The sequence below is a fragment of the Nocardiopsis deserti genome (assembly GCF_008638355.1).
Taxonomy (GTDB): domain Bacteria; phylum Actinomycetota; class Actinomycetes; order Streptosporangiales; family Streptosporangiaceae; genus Nocardiopsis; species Nocardiopsis alborubida.
The window spans coordinates 53,873-79,274 of record NZ_VWVS01000015.1; the positions used below are offsets into that span (position 1 = coordinate 53,873).

The window sequence follows — 25,402 nt, forward strand, 5'->3', positions numbered from 1 at the left end:
ACCGGTGGAACGAGCCGGACCTCTGGCGCGTTGTACGTGCCGGACAGGTCCGGACCACGCGGTTCGTGCCGATGCGAAGAAGGTGGCCGTCGCGGTGTCCGATCCGACAGCCGTCGGCCACACGACGAAACGTCAGGAAGGACGCCCCCGTGCAGGGCCTTTACCACCTCGCTGCCGAAGGAGAGCCCACGGGCGGACTCCTCGGCATGCTGTTCCCGTTCCTGCTGATCCTCGTGGTGTTCTGGCTGCTGTTCTGGCGCCCGGCCCAGAAGCGCCGCCAGCAGGAGACGCAGATGCACAACGCCCTGGTCCCCGGTGTCGAGGTGATGACCAAGGCCGGTATCTTCGCCACCGTCGTCGAGATCCACGAGCAGGACGTCCTGCTGGAGATCGCGCCCGGGACCCGCATCCGCATGCTCAAGGCCGGTGTCGGAGAGGTCGTCACCCCGGCCGCCGACGACACCCCGGTGGAGGACCGCCCCGATTTCGGCGACGACGACAAGCCCAAGGGCTAGAGCGGTGACCGAAAAGGTGCACCAGTTCGGCATCGTCTAGGTTCTGTTTTTTGGACCGGTCTCAGCTGGGGGGTCGGTTCGGGCGCCCACAGGGTTCTGGAGGTGCCGGAGGCGGGTTCGTGAGGAACGAGCGAACCCGCCGTAGGCGCCGAAGGTTCCTGTTCTCCGGGCGCTCGAACACGGACCGAAGCGAAGCGGAGGTCCAGAAAACACTCCCCAGCGTGATCTTGTACTTGTAGCGCGTTCCGACCGTCCAACCTCGCTATAAGTACAAGATCATCACGGAGGAAACCACCTGGTTCACACCAGCAACGTTTCCGGCCAGACCACTGGACAGCCCGCACGGCGGCCCAGACCGTCGCTCCCCGCGCACGCGCGGGGGCGGGCGGGGCCCGCGCGCGTCCGACCCCGGTACCGGCCTCCCCACGGGGCCGGTACCGCCGTGTCCGGACCGCCGCGGACCGCCGCCGCGACGCCCCGGAAAGGCCCCGGCCCCGTCGGCCCCCACAACACGAGAACCCAGCAGAAGGCCCATCCCACATGCCCGACGACACCGCCACCGCGGCGCCCGTCCCGAGCCCGGAGCTCATCCGGGCGCACATCCGCGACGTCCCCGACTTCCCGAAGCCCGGCGTCCTGTTCAAGGACATCACGCCGCTGCTCAACCACCGGGAGGCCTTCGCCGCCGCCGTGGAGGGCCTCGCCGCCCCCTTCCGCGCCGCCGGGGTCGACCACGTGGTCGGACTGGAGGCGCGCGGGTTCATCTTCGGCGCCCCGGTCGCCATGGCGCTGGGCTCCGGCTTCGTCCCCGCGCGCAAAGCCGGGAAACTGCCCTCACGGACCATCGGGCAGGCCTATGATCTGGAGTACGGCACCGCGACCGTCGAGATCCACGCCGACGCGGTCTCCCCGGGCAGCCGCGTGTTGATCGTCGACGACGTCCTCGCCACCGGCGGCACAGGCAGGGCCGCGGTGGACCTGGTCCGCAAGGCGGGTGGTACGGTCGTGGGATTCTCCGTCCTGATGGAGCTCTCCGCGCTCCGGGGACGGGACAGGGTGCCCGACGTGGAGCTGCACACCCTCCTCACGGTCTGATCCGGCCGACCCGCGCCGCGGCCGACGCCCCTCCCCACGGGGGAATGCGCGACGGCCCGTCATCGTTGACGTACTCCACCACCGGGGGTGAGCCCCCGGTGGCCAGTGTCACACCCGCCGCCGGGCGCGGCGGGAGCGGGGAGGCCGAGGCCGTTCCCGCCGGGAACGGCCCCACTAGACTGGTGGGAGAGGTACCGCGGCGGCCACGTCACGACTGGCCCTGATGACACACGTGCACCGGTGGAGCCGGGCGGCGCTGACGGCGCCCGCGCGACCGGACGGATCCGCGGGAGGTAGGCATGCCAAACGAAGTGGTCTCGACCGGGGCGGTACCGACGGACGAGACGCGGCGGGACGCCTCCCAGGAACCGCGACCGGACGCGCCCCAGGGGCGCACGGGCGGTACCGGTGCGCAGGACGCCGCCACAAGACCACGGGGAGACCGGCCGGAGGGCGCCGCGAACGGAGCGGCGCCCTCCGACGTCTCCGGAGCGGGGGCCACGCGACAGCCGTCCCCCTCCACCACGCCCTCCACGGTGCGAGTACGCAGAAGGCTCGCCCGACTCGGCGCCCAGCGGGGAGTGACGATGAACCCGGTGCTCGAACCACTGATCAAGACAGTGCGGGCCACCCATCCCAAGGTGGACGTGCGGCTGGTCGAGCGCGCCTACGAGGTCGCCGCCCACCACCACCGCGACCAGAAGCGCAAGAGCGGTGACCCCTACATCACCCATCCGCTCGCCGTCGCCACGATCCTCGCCGAGCTGGGCATGCAGGAGGCCACCCTGGCCGCCGCCCTCCTGCACGACACCGTCGAGGACACCGACTACTCCCTGGGCGAGCTGCGCTCGGACTTCGGCGACGAGATCGCGGAGCTGGTCGACGGGGTCACCAAGCTGGACAAGGTCAAGTACGGCGAGGCCACCCAGGCCGAGACCGTGCGCAAGATGGTCGTGGCCATGGCCCGCGACATCCGCGTGCTGGTCATCAAGCTGTGCGACCGGCTGCACAACATGCGCACACTGCGCTACCTACCCTCCCGCGCCAAACGGGAGAAGAAGGCCCGTGAGACCCTGGAGATCTTCGCTCCCCTCGCCCACCGGCTGGGCATGAACACCATCAAGTGGGAGCTGGAGGACCTGGCCTTCGCCACCCTCTACCCCAAGCGCTTCGACGAGATCGCCCGCCTGGTGTCCGAGCGCGCCCCGCGCCGCGACGTCTACCTCCAGGAGGTCATCGAGGCGGTCTCGGCCGACCTGCGCGAGTCCAAGCTCAAGGCCACCGTGCGCGGGCGGCCCAAGCACTACTACTCGATCTACCAGAAGATGATCGCCCGCAACTGCGGCTTCGACGAGATCTACGACCTCATCGCCGTGCGGGTCCTGGTGGACAGCGTCCGCGACTGCTACGCGGCCCTGGGGACCATCCACGCGCGGTGGAACCCGGTGCCCGGCCGGTTCAAGGACTACATCGCGATGCCCAAGTTCAACATGTACCAGTCGCTGCACACGACGGTCATAGGGCCCTCGGGCAACCCGGTCGAGCTCCAGATCCGCACGCGCGCGATGCACCGGCGCGCCGAGTACGGCATCGCCGCGCACTGGAAGTACAAGGAGGACCGGGGCAGCGGCGGCGAGAGCAAGCCCCGGGGCAGCTCCGACATGCAGTGGCTGCGCCAGCTCATCGACTGGCAGCAGGAGACCAAGGACCCGGGCGAGTTCCTGGAGTCGCTGCGCTTCGACCTGTCGGTGCAGGAGGTGTTCGTCTTCACCCCGGGCGGCGACGTCATCTCGCTGCCCCAGGGCGCCACCGCCGTGGACTTCGCCTACGCCGTGCACACCGAGGTCGGCCACCGCACCGTGGGCGCCCGCATCAACGGCCGCCTGGTGCCGCTGGAGAACGAGCTGCACAACGGTGAGACGGTGGAGATCCTCACCTCCAAGACGCCCGACGCCGGCCCCAGCCGCGACTGGCTGAACTTCGTCAAGAGCGCCCGGGCCCGCAACAAGATCCGGCACTGGTTCACCAAGGAGCGCCGCGAGGCCGCCATTGAGCAGGGCAAGGACGAGATCGCCAAGGTCATGCGCAAGCAGGAGCTTCCGGTCAAGCGCCTGTTCAGCGGTGAGGCGATCATCGGCCTGGCCAGCGACCTGCGCTACCCGGACGTGGACTCGCTGTACGCGGCGGTGGGGGAGCGCCAGGTCAGCGCCCAGCACGTGGTCGGCAAGCTCGTCGACTCCATGGGCGGCCTGGAGAGCCACACCGAGGACATCGCCGAGTCGGCGCTGCCCACCAAGGCGGCCACCCGCCAGCGCCAGCACGGCAACCCGGGCGTGGTCGTGGAGGGCGACGCCGACGTGTGGGCGCGCCTGTCCAAGTGCTGTACCCCCGTGCCGGGCGACGAGATCGTCGGCTTCGTGACGCGGGGCAACGGGGTGTCGGTGCACCGCCGGGACTGCGTGAACACCGCGACGCTGGACACCGACCGCATGGTCAAGGTGGAGTGGTCGCCCACCGAGGACTCCATGTTCCTGGTGGCGCTGCACGTGGAGGCCCTGGACCGGTCCCGGCTGCTGTCGGACATCACGCGGGTGCTGAGCGACCAGCACGTCAACATCCTGTCCGCGACCGTCCAGACCAGCCGCGACCGCGTGGCGCAGAGCCGCTTCACCTTCGAGATGGCCGACCCCGCCCACCTGGGCAGCGTGCTGCGCGCGGTGCGGGGTGTGGACGGCGTCTACGACGTCTTCCGCGTCCGCAACTGATCCCGCCGGGCGGCGGGGGAAGAGGCCGCGGGTACGGCGGCCCCGTCCCGGCGCCGCGTCCGGGGCCGCGCGGGCACGGCCGTGCCCGGCACGGCCGGGCTCCGGGCGCCCGCGCGGGGAGCCCGGTGCCCGCGCGCACCGGTCAGATGCGGATCGTGGTCGAGCGCACGATCTCGAACACCGGGTGGCGGTCGGCCTCGGCCGCGAACGCCTCCTCGGGGGCGTCCGGCGGTGTCTCGAAGTACAGGCCCACCACGGCGGAGCGCGGGTGGTCCAGGTACTCCTTGAGCAACGGGGCGGCTTCCTCGGCTCCCAGTTCGCGCACGCTGATCAGCTCGATCCAGCCGCCCTGGCGCAGCGTCGCGAAGCCGTCCCCGCGCAGGTTGCGGACCCAGTCCACCTCCCCGTAGGGGGAGACCAGGAACCGGCCGCGGTCGCTGTCCAGCACACTGAGCGGGATGGTGCGCAGGAAGCCCGACTTGCGCCCACGCGTGGTGAGCAGGTGCAACTCGGGCAGGCACACCCCGTACTTGACGAAGCCGCTGACGACGGCGTTGGCGGTCCGCCGCAGCCCCGTCATCTCGAACCGCTTCGTCGGCTCGTTCCCCATCTCGGCAACTCCCTCGCTCGGCTGTTCCCCATTCTGGTGGCTGCGCGCACCCGGCGGCACCGGGGGAGGCGCACATCCCGCTGCGAGTCCCCGCTGACCGGCCCGGACACGGACCGAAGCGGAGGGCCCGCAGGGGCACGGTCAGCGGAAGGCGGAGATCCCCGTCACCGACTGGCCGATGCTGAGCGCGTGGATCTCCTCGGTCCCCTCGTAGGTGGCGACCGTCTCCAGGTTCACCATGTGCCGCATCACCGGGTACTCCAGGGTGATGCCGTTGGCGCCGTGCACCGAGCGCGCCGCCGCCGCCACCCGCTGGGCGGCGGCCACGCACGAGAGCTTGCCGAAGCTCACGTGGTTGTGGTGGCACCGGCCCTCGTCCTTCAGGCGCCCGATCCGCAGCGCGGTCATGGCCGCCTGGTTGACGTCCACCACCATGTCGGCGAGCTTGCGCTGGGTCAGCTGGAACCCGGCGATGGGCCGGCCGAACTGCTCGCGGCTCAGCGCGTACTCCAGGGCCGCCTCGTAGCAGGCGCGCGCGGCGCCGGCCGCGCCCCACACGATGCCGTAGCGGGCCTCGTTCAGACACGACAGCGGCGAGCCCAGGCCGCGGGACCCGGGCAGCACCGCGTCGGCGGGCAGCCGCACGCCCTCCAGCACCAGTTCGGAGGTGATGGACGCGCGCAGCGACAGCTTGCGGTGGATGACGTTGGCCGAGAACCCGGGCGTGTCGGCGGGCACCACGAACCCGCGCACGCCCTCGTCGGTGGCGGCCCACACCACGACCACGTCGGCGACCGAGCCGTTGGTGATCCACATCTTGGTGCCGTCGAGCACCCAGTCCGCCCCGTCCCTGCGGGCGCGGGTGCGCATCGATCCCGGGTCGGAGCCGGAGTCGGGCTCGGTCAGGCCGAAACAGCCGATCGCCTCACCGGCGGCCATGCGCGGCAGCCACGCCTCCTTCTGCTCCTCGGAGCCGAACTTGTGGATGGCCGCCATCGCCAGCGAGCCCTGCACCGACACGAAGCTGCGCAGGCCCGAGTCCACGGCCTCCAGCTCACGGCAGGCCAGACCGTAGGCGACCGCGCTGGAGCCGCCGCAGCCGTACCCCTCCAGGTGCATGCCCAGCACCCCGAGGGAGCCGAAGGCCCGGGCCAGCCCGCGCGGGTCGGGCAGGGTTCCCGCGTCGAACCACTCGGCCACGTGCGGCGCCAGCTCGCGCGCGGCGAAGTCGCGCACGGCGTCGCGGACGTCGCGCTCGGTGTCGGACAGGTCGGCGTCCACGGCCAGGAAGTCGCGCGGATCCGGGGCGGCGGGCTTTCGGGAGTCGCTCATGGTCGGGTGTCCCTTCGTGGTGCTGACGGCCGGTGCGGCCGTGCGGGAGATGGACGGTGTATCCGCGTCCGGGGCCAGGGCCCGGACGGGAGGCGGACGGTGTCTTCGGGCCCGGGTACGGGACCCGGGAGGGGGACGGGAGGTGGTCTCCGTGCCGGGCGCGGGATCCGGGTGGGACCCGCGGCGCGGCCGCGCGCTGGGGCCGTGCCGGTCCAGCGCGCGAATCGCCGCTGTCAGGCCGGGTCGGGCTGCTGGACGGCGCCGCGCGCGACCATCGCGTCCACGCTGGCCCCGTCGACGCCGAGTTCGGCCAGGACCTGCCGGGAGTGCTGCCCCAGCAGCGGCGGCGCGGTGAGCGGCGGCGGGGTGCCCTCCAGGCGGAACCCCGCGCGGACCTGTTCGAGCAGCCCGGCGGTGGGGTGCTTCACGGTGCGCAGGACGTCGTCGCCGCTGGCGTCGGCGGTGCGCAGCGCGTCGAGCACCCCGCGCACCCGCCCCACCGGTACCCCGGCCCCCACCAGCAGCTCCATCCAGTGGTCGGCGGGCCGGGAGCGCAGGGTCGCCGAAAGTTCGCCGACCAGTTCGTCCCGGTGCGCCACCCGGCCGGGGTTGGTGGCGTAGCGCGGGTCCGCGCCCAGGTCGGGGCGGTCCAGGGCCGCGCACAGACGCTGGTACAGGGCGTCGTTCCCGGCGGCGACGACGATCTCGGCGTCCGCCGCAGGAAAGGCCTGGTAGGGCACGATCGTGGTGTGCGCGTTGCCGACCCGGGCGGGCTCGGTCCCCGTCACCAGCGCCTGCTGGGTGAGGTTGACCAACCCGGAGAGGGTGGAGTTGATCAGCGACACGCTGATGTTCTCCCCGCGCCCGGTGACACGGGCCCGCATGAGCGCGCCCAGGACGCCCACGGCGGCGTTGAGCCCGGTGAGCACGTCGGTCAGGGCCACGCCCACCTTGCTCGCCGGTCCCTCCGCTGGCCCCGTGGTGGCCATGAGCCCGCTCTCGGCCTGCACCACGATGTCGAAGCCGGGGCGCGTCGCGGGCTCGTGCTCGGGCCCGAATCCGCTCACCGAGCAGTACACGACGGCCGGGTTGCGGGCGCTGACCGCCTCGTAGCCGAGCCCGAGCCGGTCGATCACCCCGGGCCGGAAGTTCTGGATGACCACGTCGGAGGCCGCGCACAGCTCCTGCACCGCGGCCAGGCCCTCGGGATCCTTCAGGTCCATGGCCAGGCTGCGCTTGTTGCGGTTCACCGACAGGAAGTAGGCGGCCTCGCCGTGCCCCCCGGTTCCGGCCTCCCCCGCCCAGGGCGGACCCCAGGAGCGGGTGTCGTCGCCGCGTCCGGGCTGTTCCACCTTGACCACCTCGGCGCCCATGTCGGCGAGCAGCATGGTGGCGTAGGGGCCCGCCAGCACGCGGGACAGGTCGGCGACGCGTACGCCCGCCAGCGGCAGCGGCGCGGTCCGGTGCTCGGCCCCGGTCTCGGGCCTGGTTTCGGACCCGGCGCCGGTTCCGGCTTCGGTGCGGGCCCCGTTTCCGGAAAGGTCGTCGGTCACGACAGCGCCTCCTCCCCGTCCCCGGGGTCTCCCGGCAACTGGTCGCCCTCCCGCAGCTGGGCGTAGGTCTCCAGACAGCGGCGGAGGGCGGTGGTCAGCGCGGCGCCGGACTGGCCCGCGTAGCGGGTCTGTACCCGCCGCACCAGTTCGGCGACGTCCCCGGTCACCGACGCCCCCTCGACCAGGGCACGGAAGAAGTCCCTGGCCAGCTCGGTGAGCAGGGTGGTGTCCGCGGCGACGACGCGCCCGTCGGCGGTGTCCACGGCCAGCACGACGCCGAGCCGCTGGTACTGGGAGTGGCTCGCCACCGAGTCGGGGAGGCGGGCGTAGCCGGACACCAGGACGACCCTGGGATTGCGCAGGACCTGCTGGATACGGTCGTCGCCGTACAAGGTGGACACCTCTCGCTCACGGGCACGCGAAAACTCCGATGCTCTGGAGTCTCGCGCCTGGAGGGCGGCCGGGGGAAACCGGACACCCGCGGCGTGAGGGCAGGCAGGCACAAGTATGTCCCCACCGCGCGCGCCGCTGTCAAGCGGGGCGGTGGTCCGGGCCACACACCGCCCCCCTGCCGCGCGCCGGACGGCTGTGTTAGTCTGCCTCGCAGGTCACGAGTACCAGCGTCAAGCCCCGGCTAGCTGGTCGGCAACCCTCCTACCGCGGTGGGGTGCCCCGGGTGAGGACCAGGTCCCGACACGACCGTGTCGGACAAGCGCGGACCCCTGAGGCGTTGCCGGAGTGACATCTCCGCGGGTCCCACGACCCACAGGAGAGGTGCCCCCATGACCACTGCCGTTACCGTCCACACCGCCCGTCGCGCCGCGCCCCCGGCCGACACCGCCGCGTGCACCGTCGTCACCTCCGACGAGGGCGTCCCCCTGGTCACCGGCGAACGCGTCGAGTACGCCAACTTCGACTACGCGGCCAGCGCCCCGTGTCTGACCCCGGTGGCCGAGGCCCTGTCCGCGGCGCTGCCCTACTACGCCAGCGTGCACCGCGGCGCGGGCCACCACTCCCAGGTCAGCACCGATGCCTACGAGCGTGCCCGCCGCAGCGTCGCCCGCTTCGTGGGCGTGCGCTCGCAGCCCGCCGACGCCGTGGTGTTCGTGCGCGGCACCACCGACGCCCTCAACCTGCTGGCCCGCTCGGTGCCCGAGGGCTGCACGGTGGTCGTGTTCGAGTCCGAGCACCACGCCAGCCTGCTGCCCTGGGAGCACCCCGCCGCCCGGGCCGGTCGGGTGGTGCGCCTGCCGCTGCCCGCCTCCCCGGAGGACGCGGTGGAGGCCGCCCGCTCCGCGCTGCGCGGGGCCCCCGAGGGCCCGCGCCTGCTGTGCGTGACCGCCGCCTCCAACGTCACCGGCGAGATCTGGCCGGTGGAGGAACTGGTGGAGGCCGCCCACGCCGAGGACGCGCGCGTGGTCGTGGACGCCGCCCAGTACGTGCCGCACCTGCCCTTCAGCCTGGAGGCGACCGGCGCCGACTACGTCGCCCTGTCCGCCCACAAGCTCTACGCCCCCTTCGGCTCCGGGGTGCTGGCCGGTCGCGCCGACTGGCTGCGCGAGGCCACGCCCTACCTGTCCGGCGGCGGGGCCACACGGCTGGTCACCGAGCACGACGTGGTGTGGAACGACCTGCCCGCGCGGCACGAGGCGGGCAGCCCCAACGTGCTGGGCGCCGTGGCGCTGGCCGCCGCCTGCGACGCCCTCGCCCCCGCCACCCAGGAACTCCTGCACGTCCGCGAGTCGGCGCTGCTGGAGCGGCTGCGCGCGGGGCTGGCCGAGGTCGACGGCGTCACCGAGCTGACCCTGTGGGGCGGGGAGCACCCGCGGGTGGGCATCGTGTCGTTCACCGTGGACGGCCTGCCCGCCGACCTGCTGGCCGCCGCCCTGTCCGCCGAGTACGGGATCGGGGTGCGTGACGGCCTGTTCTGCGCCCACCCGCTCACCCGGCACCTGCTGCCCCGGGGCCACGCCCAGGCGGTGCGGGCGAGCCTGGGGGTGGGCACCACGCGGGAGCACGTGGACCGCCTCGTCGGCGCGGTCGCCGAACTCGTGGCCCGCGGACCGCGCTGGGAGTACGCCGACTGCGACGGCCGCCTCGCCCCGGTGCCCGACCCCGTGCGGGTGCTCTGACGGGAGCCGCGGACGGAGCCGTCCCGCCGGACCCTGCGGCGGTGCGGTGGTGCGGCACAGTGCGCTCACCGTGATGGCGGGAGCGCGTGTGGCGGCTGGTCACAAGGGTCCGGGGCAGCGCTGCTACAGCTGGCTGTAGCAGGGGTCGGCGGGTGGGCGGGATGTTTCGGCGGGCCGCGGCTCCGTAGCGTCGGAGACGACACGGCGGGCGCTACACCGGCCGTGTCCAGCCACCCGCCGAACCCAGGGAGCAACCGTGCCCGACGACCCCTACCGCATCGACGCTCCGACCGCCGGAGCCCCGTCGCCCTCCGTTCCGCAGCCGCTCCCCGCGCCCTCCCGACCCCGGCGTACACCCGCCCGCAGGGCCCTCCTGGCCCTGCTCGGCGTCGTCCTCGCCGGGTCCGCCGCGGCCAACGGAACCCTGTCCCTGCTTGGCCACACGCTGGTCGGGTCGGCCTTCGGGCTCACCGCGCTGGCCTCGCTCACCGCGCTGATCGTCCTGGCCCGCAGGGGCGACCGTTGAGCGGCGCGAACGGGGCGGCCACCGCCCCGGCCTTCACCGCACCGGGCCCCACCGGTCCGGACGCCGAAGGCGAGGCCGTCCGGCTCACCGACGTCCACCGCGTCTACTCCGACGGCGAGGGCGCCGTCTCGGCGCTGGCCGGGGTGTCGCTGGGGGTTCCCCGCGGATCGTTCCTCGCCGTGATGGGGCCGTCCGGATCGGGCAAGAGCACCCTGCTCAACTGCGCGTCCGGCATGGACCGCCCCACCTCGGGCTCGGTGGTGGTGGGCGGCACCGACATCAGCACCCTGCGCGAGCCCCGGCGCACCGAGTTCCGCCGCGAGCGGGTCGGCTTCGTGTTCCAGTCCTACAACCTGGTGCCCACCCTCACCGCGGAGGAGAACATCACCCTGCCGCTGCGCCTGGCCGGACGGACCCCCGACCAGGGCTGGCTGCGCGCGCTCGTCGGCCGGGTGGGAGTGGGGCAGCGGCTGCGCCACCGGCCCACGGAGCTCTCCGGCGGCCAGCAGCAGCGGATCGCGATCGTGCGCGCCCTGGCCTCCCGCCCCGACATCGTCTTCGCCGACGAACCCACCGGAGCGCTCGACGGCGCGACCGCCGACAGCGTCCTGGGTCTGCTGCGGGAGGTCGTGGACGAGCTCGGCCAGACCGTGGTCATGGTGACCCACGACCCCAAGGCCGCCGCCCGGGCGCACGCCACCGCGGTCATGGCCGACGGCCGCCTCGCCGACGTCCTGCACGCCCCCTCCGCGTCCGACCTGGCCGAACACCTGGCCTCCCTGGAGACGGCCGGGGCGGAGGCGGACCGATGACGGCGACCCCCGGTCCGGGTCCGTTCTCCGGTTCGGGACCTGCTCCCGGTCAGAGCCCCGACTCCGGCTCCGGTCCCGCCTCCGATCCCGGACCGCCCCCTGGTCCCGTCGCGCCGAACCCCGTCGGCGGCCGCGGCCCCCTCGCGCCGAAGCTGGCGCGCGGCCGTGCCGGGGTGCTGACCGCCGTCGCCGTCGCGGTCCTGGGCGGATCGGTGTTCGTCACCGTCGGCGGCGTGCTCGCCGACACCGGGGTGCGCTCGTCGGTCCCCGCCGAACGGCTCCGGGGCGCGGACGCCGTGGTCACCGCGCCCCAGACGGTCGAGCAGGCCGAGGACCTGGACCTGCCACTGCCCGAGCGGGCCGGACTGCCCGAGGAGTTCACCGCCCGGCTGGCCGCCCTGCCCGAGGTCGGCACCGCCGTCGGAGACGTCGGGTTCCCGGCCGCCGTGCACACCGGGGACGGGGTCGTCACGGGAGCCGATCCCCGCACCACCGGCCACGGCTGGTCCTCCGCCGCACTGTTGGAGGACGCCTCCCTGGAGGGGGAGGCCCCTCAGGGAACGCGGGAGGTGGCCCTGGACGCCGCCACGGCAGCCGCCGCTGGTGCCGGGGTCGGCGACCGGGTGCGGGTCACCGCTGCGGGACGCACCGGCGACCACCGGCTCTCCGGGGTGCTGGACACCGGCGCCACCGTGGTCCTGTTCGCCGACGACACCGCCGCCGACCTGGCCGGACGCACCGAGGGTCCCCGCGGGGGCACCGTGGACCTGGTGGCCCTGCGCGCCGCGCCCGACGTGTCGGAGGAGCGGCTCACCGAGGCGGTGGAGCAGGCCCTGGCCGGCGAGGACGCGCTCGTGCGGACCGGGGACCGGATCGGCGACGCCGAGTCCCCGGCCGCCGGAGCCGCACGCGGTGTCCTGGTCGCGGTGGCCGGTTCGCTCGGCGGCGTCCTGGTGATGACCATCGGCCTGACCGTCGCCGGAGCGCTGTCGGTCTCCGTGGCCGCCCAGCGCCGCGACCTGGCGCTGCTGCGGGCCGTGGGCGCCACGCCCCGGCAGGTCCGCCGCCTGGTCGCCGTCCCCAACCTCCTCGTCGCCCTGGCGGTCCTGCCCTTCGGTGTGGGCGGGGGCTACCTGCTGGCGGGGGTCGCGCTGGACTGGTTCGCGTCCCTGGGCCTGGTCCCGCCGGGCCTGCCTCCGGTGCTCGGACCGCTGCCCGCCCTGGCCACGGTCGTGCTGATGGCGCTCGCGGTGTGGCTGGCCTCGCTGGCCGCGGTCGGCCGGACCGCGGACGCGCCGCCCACCGACGCGCTCGCCGGGTCCGTCGTCGAGCCGCGCGTTCCCGGCCGGGCGCGGACCTGGTCGGGGGCGGCACTGCTCCTGGCCTCGGTGGGGGCGTCGGTTCCGGCGCTGGTGCTGGGCGACGAGATGGCCGCGGTCGGCCCGGCCTCGGCCAGCCTGCTCGCGGTGGTCGGACTGGCCCTGGTCGGCCCCGCCCTGCTGCGGGCGGTGAGCGGTGCGCTCGGCCGCCGCCTGCCCGCACACTCCTCCGCCCTGACCTGGCTGGCGGTGCGCAACCTGCACGGTCACTCCCACCGGGTGGCGGGCGCGGTCAGCGCGCTGGCGATGCTGGTGGCCTTCGCCCTCAGCCAGGGCTACGTCAACACCACGCTGCTGACCGCGCAGACGGAGCAGCGCGAGGAAGGCGAACTGGCCGCGAGCACGCTGACCGCGCCCGCGCTCGGCGGGCTTCCGCGGGGGCTGGCCGAGACCGTGCGGCAGGACCCGTCCGTCGCCGCGGCCGTCACCGCCACGCCGACCACCCTCGTGTGGACCACCGAGATGCCGTTCGAGGAGGGGGCGCTGCACCAGGAGGTACCCGCTCTGGTCCTGGGGCCGGGCGCCCCGGAGGTCGTCGACGTGGGTGTCACCGAGGGCGACCTGGGCGCGCTGACCGGCGACACCGTCGCGCTGGGCGCGCAGACCGCGCGCTCCCTCGACGCGGAGCCGGGGCAGACGGTGACGTTCCGGATGGGGGACGGGAGCGAGGTCAGCGCCGAGGTGGTCGCGCTGTACGAGCGAGAACTCGGCTTCGGCCGGGCCCTGGTCTCGCGGGACCTGGCCCGGGGCCATCTGACCGGTGACCTGCCCGCCGAACTGCGGGTGCTCGCCGAACCCGGACGGGAGCCCGAGGTCCGCGAGGCCCTCGACGGCCTGGCCTCGGCCCACCCGGGGGTGGAGGTCACCGACGCCGCCCCGGACGAGGCCGGGTCCGGGCTCGCGGCGAACACGGTGCTCAACCTCGTGGTGCTGCTCTGCCTGGCCGGGTACGTGCTGCTCTCGGTGGCCAACCGCCTGTCCGCCCAGACACTGCGCCGCCGTGCGGAGACGGACGCGCTGCGTGCCGTGGGCATGACCCCGGCGCAGGTCCGGTCGCTGCTGCGCAGGGAGGCCGCCCTGATCGCGGTCGGCGCGGTCGTCGCCGGTGTCCTGGCCTCGGCGGTCCCGCTCGCCTTCGCGGGGATGGGGCTCCTGGGGCGTCCGTGGCCCGGCGGCCCGTTCTGGCTGCTGCCCGCGACCGTGCTGGTGGTCGCGGTGGTGTCCTGGCTGTGCGCGGAGCTCCCCGCCAGGAGGCTGACCGCCGACCGGTAGCGCTGGGGGCCTGACGGGTGCCCTCCGACGGGGGACGGTTTCCGTGGTGGAGGGCCGGGCCCTTCCACCACGGGTCAGCTCTCGGGACGGGTGGCCGGTGGCCGGACGGGAGCCTCTGGCACGGGACGGGGCCGCTTCCCAGAAAACTGAGGAAAGCGTGCTTTTCGGGACCGTCCGGCCGTGTCGGAAGACCTTCCCGAGGGCACAGGGCGGTGACCTGCTGGAATCACGGTGGAGCGGGGCGTGACGCTCCCTCCCCGTCCGCGGAGTCGGGTTCGTTCACCAGAAACACTTGCGCCCCAGGAGGCCCCAAAGGGCGAAATAGGGCGCATAACACCCATGTGTGTGCCGAGGATCACTTTCGCAGGGGGTACCATCGGGCCCTGACGGCATGGCGCGACGCTGTCCGGGCCCGACCGGCCCGCTCCGCCGAGCGTCTGCCTCCCGCGAGCGAACCGGCTGGGGGAGCGTGAACGTGACCAACGTCCGAGGACCCAAGACGGGTCGGCTCACGGCCGTGCTCCGCGGGCGCGGGGCCGTACCCGTCCCCGGTCAACGCTCCGGCGTGGTCGACCTCGGTTCCCGCACGGGCGAGCGTCCTGACCCGCGGCACGCCGAGCACACCCGCCTGCACCAGGCCTTCCTGGGGCGCGCGGTCGACTACCTGTCCGCCGACGCGGGCGTACGCCAGTTCGTCGACTGGGGGTGCCCGGTACCCGGGACCGCCGAGCGGGTGCACGCCGCCGCCCCCGACGCCTCGGTCGTCCACGTCGCCCCCCACGGCGCCGCGGGCATGCTCTCCACCGCCGGGGCCTCCGTGCTCTCCGGTGACGGATCCGGCACGGACACGCTCCTGCGCCGTCTCGGCACCTCCGGGCTCGTCGACTTCGACGAGCCCGTCGCCGTTCTGATGACCCGCCCCTTCACCGCGGACGACCCGCCCGCCGGGATCGACGGCCTGCACGCCCTCATGCGCGGGGGCGGCTACCTCGCGCTCACCTCCCCGGCGCCCCGTGCCGCGGTGGAGCGCGCCTTCGCCCCCTTCCAGCCGATCGAACCGGGGGTGGCCGACCTGCGGTGGTGGCCCTACCCGGACGAGGACGTGCCCGACCCGGGCACCGGCGTCCTCGCCGGGCTGGGCCGCGCGCCCGGCCGCGGAGGGGGCGTCCGCAGGTGGCGGTGAACTGGACCGGAGAGGTCCTGGCGCAGCTGCGGTTCTACTGGGACTTCTCCCTGTGGCCCCGCCTGGAGGGGCTCACCGACGAGGAGTTCCACTGGATGCCGGTGCCCGGCGCCTGGACCGTGCGCGAGGGGCCGGACGGGCGCCACCGGCCCGACACGGCCGTCCCCGAACCCGAACCGCCGCCGGTGACCACCATCGCCTGGCGGCTCGGGCACATCGTCGTCGAGGTCCTGGAGACCCGCGTCAACTGGCACTTCGGCGACCGCACCGCCACGCGGGAGAACGCCGACTGGCCCGCGACCGCCGCCGAGGCCCGGCAGCGGCTGCGCCACGCCTACACGGCCTGGACCTCGCACGTCCAGGAGCTGGGCGAGAGCGGCCTGGCCGCGCCGGTGCGCAGCGCCGAGGCGCCCCAGTGGGAGGACTTCCCGATGGTCGCCCTCGTGCTCCACGTCAACCGGGAGGTCATCCACCACGCGGCGGAGGTGGCCGCGCTGCGCGACCTGTACCGCGCGGAGTACGGCCGCTGAGCCGCCCCCACACCGTGGTCTTGTGCTTATAGCGGGGCTCGAGCGCCCAAACTCGCTATAAGTACAAGATCACCGCAGGTCAGGGCCGCTTGGGTCACACCGGGAACACTCCCGGCCGTGCACGGCTAGACCACGTGCAGCGGGTCCATCCGCACCTGCGCCAGGTGCTCGTCGCGGCGCGCGCTGCGCGCCGAGGCCGCCGCCTTGAGCGACCGGGACAGCGCGCCCACCCCGCCCCGGGGCACCCGCAGCAGCGCGCGCTCCGGGGGATGGGCGCCGTCCGGGCCGACCGCCCGGTCCGCGCCCACCGGCACCGGCCCCAGGAGTTCGGTGCCCTCGGGCAGTTCGAGCTGGTCGAGCAGCTCGCGCACGTGTTCGGGGGCGCCGGTGACCGAGGCCATCGCCACCGCTGGGGGGAACCCCAGTTCGCGGCGCTCGGCCAGCTCGCGCTCGGCGAAGCCCGCCGGGTCCCACCGCACGAACGACTGCACCACCGGCAGCGAGGCGTCGGCCGACACCACCACCGTGCCGCCCGGCCGCACCAGGGCCCCCGCGTTCAACCAGCGCCGCAGCGCCTCCTCCGAGGCGCGCAGGTCCATCCGGTTCAGCAGCGCCCAGCCGTCCAGCAGGACCGCCGCCGCGTACCCGTTCTCGGCCACCGGTTCGGCCCCCGGTGTGGCCACCACCAGCGACGGCGCGTCCGCCACCCGCGACAGCACGTCCTCGCGGCCCGAGGTGCGTACGGTCAGCGAGGGGAACGCGCGGCCCAGCTCCTCGGCGGTGCGGCGGGCGCCCACCACCACGGCGCGCATGCGGGTGACGCCGCACTCCGGGCACGCCCACTGACCGGCGACCCGGCCGCACCAGCCGCACGAGGGCATGGCGTGCGAACCGCGCACGGCCAGCGGGCCCCGGCAGGAGTCGCAGCGCGCGGGTTCGCGGCACCCGGCGCAGGCCAGCGTGTTGAGGTAGCCCCGGCGCGGGACCTGGAAGAGCACCGGGCCGGTCCGGGCGGCCTCGCGGGCCGCGCGCAGGGCCACGCTCGGCATCCGCGCCGACCGCGCCGCCTCGTCGCGGGCCAGCTCCCGGTCGTCCCCGGCCGCCCGGACCACGGGCGCGCGGCGGCGCAGGGTCGCCCGGTCCGCGGCCAGCGGGTGCGCCCACCCCGACTCCACCAGCAGCTGGGCGTCGGTGGTGCGCGTGTGCCCGCCGATCAGGGCACCGGCCCCGGCCCGGTGCGCGCGCATCGACAGCACCGTGCGCGAGTGCGGGTAGGGGGCGTGCGGGTCGGCGTGCACGTCGTCGCCGTCGTCCCACAGCACCACCAGCCCCAGGTCCCGCACGGGCGCGAACACCGCCGCGCGCGTGCCGACCACGACCCGGACCCCGCCGCGCAGTACCGAGAGCCAGCGCCGGTAACGCTCGGCCGGTCCGAGGTCGGCGGTGAGCGCCACGTACCGGCCCTCGCCCAGGCGCTGTTCCAGGGCCTGGTCGACGGCCTGCACGTCGCGGCCGTCGGGCACCACGACCACGGTGCCGCGCCCGGCGGCCAGGGTCTCCCCGGCGGCGACCGCCACCGCGTCCGCCCAGTCGGTGCCGGGCAGGGCGTTCCACACCGCACGGGCGGGCTGGCCCGCCCGCAGCGCGCGCAGGAACGAGGGGCCCTCGGGGTAGTCCGCCCAGGGTCCGGGTCCGGGATTCGCCTCGGTGACATCCTGTGCCGCTGCCACCCCGGGGGGCGCGTCCGCCACGGTTGCGGACGCCCGCGGGGCGCCAGCGGTGTCCGGCCCGGGGCCGGGGGACGCCCTTGGCGGAGGGGCGTTCGGGTCCGTCCCGGCCGGAGCGTCGCCCGGGATCGCCCCGGTCCCCGCCGTCCCGGGGGCCGCACCGGTCCCCGCTGTCTCCGGGGGCGCGCCGGTCCCCGCCGTCCCGGGATCCGCGCCGGACCCCGCTGTCTCCGTGGACGCGCCGGCCCCCGCCTTCTCCGCGGCCTTCGCCGCCTCCTTCTCCACGCGGGCGTGGCGGGGCGGCACCGCCAGCCGCAGCACGTCGCTCAGCGTGCCCGCGTAGCGGTCGGCGACCGCGCGGGCCAGCCCCAGGATCTCGGGGGTGAGCACGGGTTCGGGGGAGACGACCGCCTCCAGGTACGCCAGCCGCCCCGAGAACTCCGAGGTCTCCACCCGCTCGGCCAGGAACCCTCCCAGCTGGCGGTTGTTGAACCGCACCTTCACCCGGCAGCCGGGCACCGCCGCCTCGTCCATGTCGGCGGGCACCCGGTAGTCGAAGTACCGGTCCAGGTGGGGCAGCGGGGTGTCCACGACCACGCGCGCGACGGGCAGCCGCTCGGCGGGCCTGCGTGGGGCCGGGCGGCGGGACCTGCTTGCCGCCCGAGCCGTGGCCTTCTCCTGTTCCGGAAGGTCGAAGAGGACCCCGTCGGGCTGACCGGGCTGCGCTGTCATCCCCTTCTGTCTACCAGAACCGTGCGACACCGCCCCGCGCACCGGGCGGCGCGGCCCGGTGCCACTGGTAGAACTGGGGAACCGACAGACCGCGGTGGAGGGGAACCCACGTTGAAGCTTGTCTTTGCCGGAACACCGCAGGTGGCGGTACCGTCCCTGCGCGCACTGATCGACTCCGGCCACGAGGTCGCCGCCGTGGTCACCCGCCCCGACGCCCGCTCCGGGCGCGGCCGGAAGGTCTCCGCCAGCCCGGTCGGCGAACTCGCCGCGAGCGAGGGCATCGAGGTCCTCAAACCCGCCAAGGCGGGCGACACCGAGTTCCTGGAGCGCTTGGCGCAGATCGCCCCCGACTGCTGCCCCGTCGTCGCCTACGGCGCCCTGCTCCCCCAGTCCGCGCTCGACATCCCCCGCCACGGCTGGGTCAACCTGCACTTCTCCCTGCTGCCCGCCTGGCGCGGCGCCGCCCCCGTCCAGCACGCGGTCCTGCACGGCGACGACATCACCGGCGCGTCCACCTTCCGGATCGTCAAGGAACTCGACGCCGGTCCCGTCTACGGCACCCTCACCGAGACCGTGCGCCCCACCGACACCAGCGGCGAACTCCTGGAACGGCTCTCCGTCTCCGGAGCCGAACTCCTCGTGCGCACGGTCGACGGCATCGCCGCCGACCGTCTCAGCCCGGTCGAGCAGCCCGCCGACGGCGTCTCCCACGCCTCCAAGCTCACGCCCGAGGACGCCGAACTCGACTTCACCGCCCCCGCCCTGCGCGTGGACCGCACGGCCCGCGCCTGCACCCCCGCCCCGGGCGCCTGGACCACCTTCCGCGGCGGCCGCCTCAAGGTGGGCCCGGTCACCCCCCTCACCGACGCCGACACACCCGCGCTCGACCCCGGCCAGCTGCACGCCGACAAGAAGCGGGTCCTGGTCGGGACCGCCACCCACCCGGTCGTCCTGGGCGAGGTACAGCCGCAGGGCAAGCGCGCCATGGCCGCGGTCGACTGGGCGCGCGGCGTGCGTCCCGGCGACGAGGACCGCCTGGGGCGCTGAGCTGCCGTAGTCTCGACCTGGCGGGTGAGCCCGCCGGTCCCGTCCCCGGTTTGTTGAGGCAGCACACGTTGAGCGAGCAGTCCCGATCCCCGTACCGCCGTCCCCGCCGCGGCGGGAAGCCCGCGCAGGGCGGCGGCCGGGGCGGGGACGGACAGTCCCCGCCCCGCGACCCCTCCCGCCGCGTCGCCTACGACGTGCTGCGCGCGGTCGGCCAGCGCGACGCCTACGCCAACCTGCTGTTGCCCGCCCTGCTCAGCGAACGCGGCATCAGCGGCCGCGACGCGGCCCTGGCCACCGAGCTGACCTACGGGACCCTGCGTCTCCAGGGCACCTACGACGCGATCCTGGAGGCCTGCGTGGACCGCACGCTCGCCTCCGTGGACACCGAGGCGCTGCCGCTGCTGCGCCTGGGCGCCCACCAGCTGCTGTCCACCAAGATCCCGCCGCACGCCGCGGTCAGCGCCACCGTGGACCTGGCGCGCAGGGTCGTGGGCCACCACCGCGGCCGGTTCGTCAACGCCGTCCTGCGCAAGGTCTCCGCCCGCGACCTGGACGCGTGGACGGCCGTGGTCGCCCCCGACCGCGCCACCGACCCCAGCGGGTACCTGTCGGTCGTGCACAGCCACCCGCGCTGGATCGTCAAGGAGCTGGCCCGGGCACTGGGGGAGCGGTCCGCCGGCGGGCTGGTCGAGACCGAGCGCCTGCTCGCCGCGCACAACGAGCGCCCCCGGGTGACCCTCGTGGCCAAGCCGGGCCGCTCCACCGTCGCCGACCTGGTGGCCTCCGGTGCCGAGGAGGCCCGCTACTCGCCGTTCGCCGCCTACCTGCCCGAGGGCGACCCGGCGGCGATCCGCGAGGTGCACCAGAACCGGGCCGCGGTGCAGGACGAGGCCAGCCAGCTGGTCGCCCTCGCCCTGACCAGGGTGGACACCCACGGCGACGACGAGCGCTGGCTCGACATGTGCGCTGGGCCGGGCGGCAAGGCCGGTCTGCTGGCGTCCCTGGCCGGGCAGCGCGACGCCCGCCTGCTGGCCGCCGAGGTGCAGCCCGCGCGGGCCGGGCTGGTGGCCGGTGCGGTGCGCCGCTCCCCGCGCGACGCGGGCCGGGTCGTGGTCGCCGACGGGACCAGGCCCGCCTGGCGTCCGGGGGCCTTCGACCGGGTGCTGGTGGACGCGCCGTGCACGGGCCTGGGCGCGCTGCGCCGACGCCCGGAGTCGCGCTGGCGGCGCACCGAGAGGTCGGCCGCCGATCTGGCGCCGCTCCAGCACGGCCTGCTGGTGAGCGCGGTCGAGGCCGTGCGCCCCGGCGGTGTGGTCGCCTACGTCACGTGCTCGCCGCACCTGGACGAGACCGACGGAACCGTGCGCCGGGTGCTCTCCGAGCGCGACGACCTCACGCTGCTGCGCGCCGCCGACTACCTGGACGGGGTGCCCGACCTCGCGGCCGGTCCGGAGGGAAGGTACGCCCAGTTCTGGCCGCACGTGCACGGGACCGACGCGATGTTCCTGGCGCTGCTGCGCAGGTCCGAGCAGACCTGAGCCCGCACGGGGGGCGTCCGCGACCCGTCCGGGGGCGCCCGCGCGGTGTTCAGGCGCCGCCGTCCGGCCGGGGCGGGGGTGAAGGCGCGGGTACCGGCGGCATGCTCGCGCGCAGGCGCAGGGTCAACCGCTCGCCCAGCTCCCCGCTGAACGACCCGTCGTGCACCACCCCCGCGCGGTCGGCCAGCTCCACCGCGTGCAGGCGCACGACGGCCTCCACCAGCGTGGCGTAGGCCCCGGTCGCCGACCGGGCACGCACCCACGCGATCCCCGCCGCGGCGGCCGCGACGAGCACGGCGGGCCACCACCACACGGTCAGCGGCAGGTACAGCAGCGCCCACGCCGTCAGTCCGGTGGCGCGGGCCAGGTCCTCGCGGGCTCCGGTGACCTCCACACGCTCCTCCTCCGGCAGGACCAGCCACAGGTGCGGCCACAGCACGGCCAGGTCCGCGCGGTGGTCGCGGGCCAGCCGCGTGCGCACGGCCCCGAGCCGGTCACCGCACCAGGTGGGACGCTCCGGCCGCTCGGGGGAGAGCCGCGCCATGCGGTCGTAGGCCTGCGCGAACGCCTCCTCACCGCCCCCGCGCCGCGCCCGCTCGGCCTCCCCCCGCAGCCGGTCCCACCTCGCGCGGCGCGACCGCACCCACCGCCCGGTCCAGCCGCGCAGCGGCGGCGGCCACCGTTCCCAGTCCGCGGCCGTCCACAGGCGCTCGACCAGCCAGCCCAGACCCCGGGCGACCAGGCCCACGGCGGTGCTCCCGGCCAGCACGGCGGCCAGCACCAGGGCCTGGCCGCCGAGGGTGTCCACGCGCGGGTCCGCGGCCCAGCCGGTGACCCGCTCGGCCAGGTGTCCCACGTCCCACGCCCCGGACCAGCCGAGGGCGTACGCGGCGGTGGCGACCGCCAGGTAGAGGGCGCCGGGCAGCGCGAGGGCGCTGGCCCACCGCTCGGTGAGCCTGCGGCCCAGTTCCGCCCACAGGTCGCCCACCGCCTACCGCCCCCGCGGCGGGCGCAGGGAGGCGCCGCTGACCAGGCAGACCGGCACGTCCTCGGCCGGTGTGGGCTCCCACGTGCGCGCGCACCGGCCCTGGGGGCACCCGTACAGGGCGAAGGCGGGGCGGGGCAGGCCGATCCCGGCCACCCCCGCGCCCCCGGACCCCACCCGGTGCACGCCGTCGGCGTGGGCGGTCAGCCCGCGCCCGTCGAGGGCGACCAGGGCCTCCTGGAGCCGGGCCAGCTCCGCCGACGCGTCCCCGCCGCCGCGTGCGGCCCCGAGCACCGCGTCGACCAGCGCGGGCCCGCCGGGCACCCGTTCCAGCCGGTAGCGGATGTCGCGGGCGTGCTCGCAGACCACGCCCAGCCCCGTCGCGGTGTCCTCGCTCACGGATCTCCCGTCCTTCCGGCCGCTCTCGCGCGGGCGCCCGCCACGGCACCTGGCACGGGCCCCACCTCCCCGGGGGCCGTTCCCGGTGCGCGCGGGCGCCCTCTCCCCCCACTCCTCTCGGCCAGTCTCCATGTCCGTAAAGGGCGATTTGTAATCTACGTCGTAAAGATCCGCTACGGAGTCATCCCCACGCAACGAGGGGAGAGAAACCGCTCCTCCGCGTCCTCCCCGCGTCCCCGCAGTTCCGGGCTCCGCACCCCGGCCACTCGCCCCGCTCGCCGTGGCTACACTGCACGCGTGGCCATCCAGATCTCACCCAGCATCCTGAGCGCCGACTTCGCGCACCTCGCCGACGAAGCGGCCGCCGTGTCCCCGTCCGCCGACTGGCTCCACGTCGACGTCATGGACAACCACTTCGTCCCGAACCTGACGCTCGGCCTGCCCATCGTGGAGTCCCTGCTCAAGGCCACCGACACCCCCCTGGACTGCCACCTGATGATCGAGGAGCCCGACCGCTGGGCCCCGGACTACGCCGAGGCGGGCGCGGGCAGCGTCACCATCCACGCCAAGGCCGCCGGGGCCCCCGTGCGCACGCTGCGCGAGATCCGCCGCCTGGGCGCCCGCGCGGGCCTGGCCCTCAACCCCGCCGAGGCCGTCGAGCCCTACGCCGACCTCGTCGGCGAGATGGACATGCTCCTGCTCATGACCGTCGAGCCCGGCTTCGGCGGGCAGAGGTTCCTCGACGTGGTCCTGCCCAAGATCCGCCGCGCCCGCGAGATCCTCGACAGCCGCGAGGCCTCCGTCTGGCTCCAGGTCGACGGCGGCGTCAGCGACGAGACCATCGAGCGGGCCGCCGAGGCCGGAGCCGACGTCTTCGTCGCCGGTTCGGCCGTCTACGGGGCCCAGGACCCGGCCAAGGCCGTGGAGTCCCTGCGCGCCCTCGCCGCCGGGGCCTCCGCGAGGCCCTGACCCCACCGTCACCGAACGTCCGTCTGAGCAACGATCGCGACACGGTTGCGCCCACCGCTGGCCCCGCCCGGCGCCTCCCCCTAGGCTGTGCGACTCGTAGTCGTGAATCTCGCTTGGTCGCGGCTCCGTCTTCCCCTCCGCCTCCGCGCGCGTGGGGGAGCGGCGCGGCGTGAGCGCGTTGCCAGGCGCGGACCCCCGGGAGTACGCGTTGAACGCTTGGACCGTCGAACACCTGGCCATGGACGCGCTGTGGGAGGCGGAGACCGTCCCCATCCTCTGGCTCCAGGGCCTGGGGGACTGGCTCGCCCATCCGCTGGGCCTGGTCACCCACCTGGGTTCCCACACCCTCGTCATCCTCGCCCTCACCCTGGTCTTCTGGTGCGTCAACCCCGGCCTGGGAGCGCGCCTGTTCGTCGTGGTGGCCTCCTCCGGAGTGGTCAACCAGCTGTTCAAGTCCGTGCTCTACGGGGCCCGGCCCCCCTGGTTCGACGCCCGCGTCACGGCCCACACGAGTTCGGACAGCTTCGGAATCCCCTCGGGGCACACCCAGGGCGCCACCGTCACCTGGGGCTACCTCGGGATCAGGTCCGGCCGCCGCGCCGCGCTGTGGGCGGTGGCCGCCGTCATCGCACTCGTCTCGCTCTCGCGGGTCTACCTGGGCGCGCACTTCGTCAGCGACGTCGCGGCCGGGCTGCTGGTGGGCGCCGCACTGCTGTGGGCGGTCCTGCGCTGGGAGGAGCGCGTCACCGCCTGGTGGCTGGGCCTGGGCACCGCCCGCTGGGTGGGCTACGCCCTGGCCGCCGCCCTGCTGCCCTGCCTGGCGGCCACCCTGTGGCAGCTGCTGGTGCGCGGCGACTGGACGGTCCCCGAGGAGTGGATCGGCGCCGTCCCCGCCGACCCGGCCGCCGAGACCCTCACCGGCCTGTACACGGTGGCCGGAACCCTGCTCGGCGGGCTCGTGGGCTTCACCCTGCTCGCCCGGCGCGGCTGGTACAGCGCCGCGGGCACCCTGGCCTCCCGGGCCGCCCGCTTCGTCCTCGGCGTCTCGGTGATCGTGCTGGTACAGGTGTTCGTGAGCGTGCTCTTCGGCCACCTGACCGGACTCGCCGACGCCGCCGTGTCCTTCGTCGCCTACGGCGCGATCACCTTCTGGGCCTCCTTCCTGGCCCCGGAGGCCTTCGTCCGCAGCGGCCTGGCCACCAGACCCGAAACCGCGGCCGAAACCCCCTGAGCGGGCGGGGCTCATGGCCGCGGCGACACGCCCGCCGGGGCCGCCAACCCGAGCGCGCGCCGTCTCCGCCGACGGCGACGGGGCCGGATGATTCCCGTCACACCGGCTAGGCGCTCCTGTTGACGAGGGGTTAGGATCCCTACCAGCAAGTTCAACACGTGCTCCGGGGTCGGTGTAATTCCGAACCGGCGGTGACAGTCCGCGACCCGGCCGAGTCCATCGGCCGGTTGAACCGGTGGAATTCCGGTACCGACGGTGAAAGTCCGGATGGGAGGCAGTACGTGTCGGGACGGTCCCTGGCCGCCCGCGTCCGCTGACGCGCGGCCCCGGTGCCGTCCTGTTCGTGGACCCTTCTCCACGCGTCCCCTCACCCCGGAGCCACCAGGCGAAGGGAAGGCAAGGACGTGTTCACCGGAATCGTCGAGGAACTCGGCGAGGTCGTCTCCATCCAGGCCGCGGGCACCACGGGCGAGGCCGCGCTGCTCACCGTCCGAGGCCCCCTGGTCAGCTCGGACGCCGGGCACGGCGACTCCATCGCGGTCAACGGCGTGTGCCTGACCGTGGTCGACCGGGGCGAGGGCGCCTTCACCGCCGACGTCATGAAGGAGTCGCTGGACCGCTCCAACCTCGGCGGCCTGGTCCCGGGCTCCCCCGTCAACCTCGAACGCGCCGCCCGCGCCGACGGCCGCCTGGGCGGCCACATCGTCCAGGGCCACGTCGACGGCACCGCCGCCCTGGTCTCCCGGAATCCCGGCGACAACTGGGACGTTCTGCGCTTCGGGCTGCCCGCACACCTCTCGCCGTACGTGGTCGAGAAGGGCTCGATCACCGTCGACGGCACCAGCCTCACCGTCTCCGCGGTCAGCGAGCCCGGCGCGGAGCAGGAGTTCTTCGAGGTCAGCCTCATCCCCGAGACCCTGCGGGCGACCACCCTGGGCGGCCTGGCCACCGGCGCCACCGTGAACATCGAGGTGGACGTCATCGCCAAGTACGTCGAGAGGATCACCGCCGTGGCGGCGGTCCGCCCGCGGGCGTGAGCGCCCGCGCACGGCGCGAGGGGGCGGACCCGC

Annotated in this window: 21 protein-coding genes and 2 riboswitches; of the genes, 14 read left to right on the forward strand and 7 right to left on the reverse strand. The window is 74.7% G+C overall.

What is annotated here, in order from left to right; genetic code table 11:
- Nucleotides 1-149: 149 nt before the first annotated feature.
- The 3 genes from yajC to FYW99_RS20290 all read left to right on the forward strand — a co-directional run bounded on the left by yajC (nucleotide 150) and on the right by FYW99_RS20290 (nucleotide 4,375).
- Entirely contained in the window at nucleotides 150-515 is a 366-nt protein-coding gene (yajC, locus tag FYW99_RS20280) for a preprotein translocase subunit YajC (protein WP_223839295.1), read from the forward strand.
- Nucleotides 516-1,055: 540 nt separating this feature from the next.
- A complete protein-coding gene (locus FYW99_RS20285; protein WP_019607012.1) occupies nucleotides 1,056-1,610 on the forward strand; it encodes an adenine phosphoribosyltransferase in 555 nt (184 codons plus the stop codon).
- A gap of 587 nt (nucleotides 1,611-2,197) precedes the next feature.
- Nucleotides 2,198-4,375, forward strand: a complete 2,178-nt coding sequence (locus tag FYW99_RS20290; protein WP_019607013.1) for a RelA/SpoT family protein — start codon at nucleotides 2,198-2,200, stop codon at nucleotides 4,373-4,375.
- Between the two features lie 142 nt (nucleotides 4,376-4,517).
- On the opposite strand, the gene FYW99_RS20295 is transcribed toward FYW99_RS20290, so the two are convergent.
- The 4 genes from FYW99_RS20295 to FYW99_RS20310 all read right to left on the reverse strand — a co-directional run bounded on the left by FYW99_RS20295 (nucleotide 4,518) and on the right by FYW99_RS20310 (nucleotide 8,262).
- Nucleotides 4,518-4,985, reverse strand: a complete 468-nt coding sequence (locus FYW99_RS20295; RefSeq protein ID WP_017565686.1) for a nitroreductase/quinone reductase family protein — start codon at nucleotides 4,983-4,985, stop codon at nucleotides 4,518-4,520.
- 141 nt (nucleotides 4,986-5,126) lie between these two features.
- Nucleotides 5,127-6,317 carry an acyl-CoA dehydrogenase family protein gene (locus FYW99_RS20300; RefSeq protein ID WP_150253628.1) on the reverse strand — a complete coding sequence of 397 codons (1,191 nt, stop codon included), beginning with the start codon at nucleotides 6,315-6,317 and terminating at the stop codon, nucleotides 5,127-5,129.
- A gap of 233 nt (nucleotides 6,318-6,550) precedes the next feature.
- A complete protein-coding gene (locus FYW99_RS20305) occupies nucleotides 6,551-7,870 on the reverse strand; it encodes a CaiB/BaiF CoA transferase family protein (RefSeq protein ID WP_394350369.1) in 1,320 nt (439 codons plus the stop codon).
- Nucleotides 7,867-8,262 (reverse strand): DUF3870 domain-containing protein, encoded by a 396-nt coding sequence (locus FYW99_RS20310; protein WP_150253629.1) that lies wholly within the window; start codon nucleotides 8,260-8,262, stop codon nucleotides 7,867-7,869. Before FYW99_RS20310 ends, FYW99_RS20305 begins: the two co-directional genes overlap by 4 nt.
- A 214-nt stretch (nucleotides 8,263-8,476) precedes the next feature.
- Nucleotides 8,477-8,591: riboswitch (SAM riboswitch) on the forward strand.
- A 61-nt stretch (nucleotides 8,592-8,652) separates the two neighbouring features.
- Between FYW99_RS20310 and FYW99_RS20315 the strand changes: the two genes are divergently transcribed.
- From FYW99_RS20315 to FYW99_RS20340, 6 genes are all read left to right on the forward strand, one after another.
- On the forward strand, nucleotides 8,653-10,002 hold the full coding sequence (locus tag FYW99_RS20315; RefSeq protein WP_150253630.1) for an aminotransferase class V-fold PLP-dependent enzyme: 1,350 nt from the start codon (nucleotides 8,653-8,655) through the stop codon (nucleotides 10,000-10,002).
- Nucleotides 10,003-10,258: 256 nt separating this feature from the next.
- The gene (locus tag FYW99_RS20320) at nucleotides 10,259-10,528 is read left to right on the forward strand and encodes a hypothetical protein (RefSeq protein ID WP_150253631.1); all 270 of its coding nucleotides are present in this window, start codon (nucleotides 10,259-10,261) and stop codon (nucleotides 10,526-10,528) included.
- A complete protein-coding gene (locus FYW99_RS20325; RefSeq protein ID WP_150253632.1) occupies nucleotides 10,525-11,340 on the forward strand; it encodes an ABC transporter ATP-binding protein in 816 nt (271 codons plus the stop codon). The genes FYW99_RS20320 and FYW99_RS20325 overlap by 4 nt, the downstream gene beginning before the upstream one ends.
- A complete protein-coding gene (locus tag FYW99_RS20330) occupies nucleotides 11,337-13,991 on the forward strand; it encodes an FtsX-like permease family protein (RefSeq protein WP_150253633.1) in 2,655 nt (884 codons plus the stop codon). Before FYW99_RS20325 ends, FYW99_RS20330 begins: the two co-directional genes overlap by 4 nt.
- Nucleotides 13,992-14,466: 475 nt before the next feature.
- The gene (locus FYW99_RS20335; protein WP_190394738.1) at nucleotides 14,467-15,174 is read left to right on the forward strand and encodes an SAM-dependent methyltransferase; all 708 of its coding nucleotides are present in this window, start codon (nucleotides 14,467-14,469) and stop codon (nucleotides 15,172-15,174) included.
- Complete coding sequence (locus tag FYW99_RS20340) at nucleotides 15,165-15,704, forward strand: DinB family protein (RefSeq protein ID WP_150253635.1); 540 nt, start codon at nucleotides 15,165-15,167, stop codon at nucleotides 15,702-15,704. The genes FYW99_RS20335 and FYW99_RS20340 overlap by 10 nt, the downstream gene beginning before the upstream one ends.
- 125 nt (nucleotides 15,705-15,829) lie before the next feature.
- On the opposite strand, the gene FYW99_RS20345 is transcribed toward FYW99_RS20340, so the two are convergent.
- Entirely contained in the window at nucleotides 15,830-18,163 is a 2,334-nt protein-coding gene (locus FYW99_RS20345; protein WP_150253636.1) for a primosomal protein N', read from the reverse strand.
- Between the two features lie 111 nt (nucleotides 18,164-18,274).
- Between FYW99_RS20345 and fmt the strand changes: the two genes are divergently transcribed.
- Together fmt and FYW99_RS20355 are read left to right on the forward strand one after the other, a co-directional pair.
- Nucleotides 18,275-19,210, forward strand: coding sequence for a methionyl-tRNA formyltransferase (gene fmt / locus FYW99_RS20350; RefSeq protein ID WP_150253637.1), 936 nt, complete (start codon nucleotides 18,275-18,277; stop codon nucleotides 19,208-19,210).
- Nucleotides 19,211-19,278: 68 nt separating this feature from the next.
- Entirely contained in the window at nucleotides 19,279-20,748 is a 1,470-nt protein-coding gene (locus FYW99_RS20355) for an RsmB/NOP family class I SAM-dependent RNA methyltransferase (RefSeq protein WP_150253638.1), read from the forward strand.
- A gap of 49 nt (nucleotides 20,749-20,797) precedes the next feature.
- Here the strand turns inward: FYW99_RS20355 and FYW99_RS20360 are convergent, their stop codons facing one another.
- A complete protein-coding gene (locus tag FYW99_RS20360; RefSeq protein WP_223839304.1) occupies nucleotides 20,798-21,736 on the reverse strand; it encodes a hypothetical protein in 939 nt (312 codons plus the stop codon).
- A gap of 3 nt (nucleotides 21,737-21,739) precedes the next feature.
- Nucleotides 21,740-22,132 (reverse strand): hypothetical protein, encoded by a 393-nt coding sequence (locus FYW99_RS20365; RefSeq protein ID WP_150253639.1) that lies wholly within the window; start codon nucleotides 22,130-22,132, stop codon nucleotides 21,740-21,742.
- A 297-nt stretch (nucleotides 22,133-22,429) separates the two neighbouring features.
- Between FYW99_RS20365 and rpe the strand changes: the two genes are divergently transcribed.
- The 3 genes from rpe to FYW99_RS20380 all read left to right on the forward strand — a co-directional run bounded on the left by rpe (nucleotide 22,430) and on the right by FYW99_RS20380 (nucleotide 25,369).
- A complete protein-coding gene (rpe, locus tag FYW99_RS20370) occupies nucleotides 22,430-23,101 on the forward strand; it encodes a ribulose-phosphate 3-epimerase (protein ID WP_150253640.1) in 672 nt (223 codons plus the stop codon).
- 208 nt (nucleotides 23,102-23,309) lie between these two features.
- Nucleotides 23,310-24,332: a phosphatase PAP2 family protein gene (locus FYW99_RS20375; RefSeq protein WP_190394751.1), complete on the forward strand. Its 1,023-nt coding sequence runs from the start codon at nucleotides 23,310-23,312 to the stop codon at nucleotides 24,330-24,332.
- Nucleotides 24,333-24,486: 154 nt separating this feature from the next.
- A riboswitch (FMN riboswitch) is annotated at nucleotides 24,487-24,617 on the forward strand.
- Between the two features lie 119 nt (nucleotides 24,618-24,736).
- On the forward strand, nucleotides 24,737-25,369 hold the full coding sequence (locus tag FYW99_RS20380; protein WP_150253641.1) for a riboflavin synthase: 633 nt from the start codon (nucleotides 24,737-24,739) through the stop codon (nucleotides 25,367-25,369).
- The last annotated feature ends 33 nt before the right edge of the window (nucleotides 25,370-25,402 follow it).

Excerpts from the sequence above, each read along its gene's own strand:
- FYW99_RS20330 (WP_150253633.1), top strand. The coding sequence starts at position 11,337 with ATGACGGCGACCCCCGGTCCGGGTCCGTTCTCCGGTTCGGGACCTGCT.
- FYW99_RS20285 (WP_019607012.1), top strand. The coding sequence starts at position 1,056 with ATGCCCGACGACACCGCCACCGCGGCGCCCGTCCCGAGCCCGGAGCTC.
- FYW99_RS20345 (WP_150253636.1), bottom strand. The coding sequence starts at position 18,163 with ATGACAGCGCAGCCCGGTCAGCCCGACGGGGTCCTCTTCGACCTTCCG.
- FYW99_RS20300 (WP_150253628.1), bottom strand. The coding sequence starts at position 6,317 with ATGAGCGACTCCCGAAAGCCCGCCGCCCCGGATCCGCGCGACTTCCTG.
- FYW99_RS20315 (WP_150253630.1), top strand. The coding sequence starts at position 8,653 with ATGACCACTGCCGTTACCGTCCACACCGCCCGTCGCGCCGCGCCCCCG.
- FYW99_RS20290 (WP_019607013.1), top strand. The coding sequence starts at position 2,198 with ATGAACCCGGTGCTCGAACCACTGATCAAGACAGTGCGGGCCACCCAT.
- FYW99_RS20295 (WP_017565686.1), bottom strand. The coding sequence starts at position 4,985 with ATGGGGAACGAGCCGACGAAGCGGTTCGAGATGACGGGGCTGCGGCGG.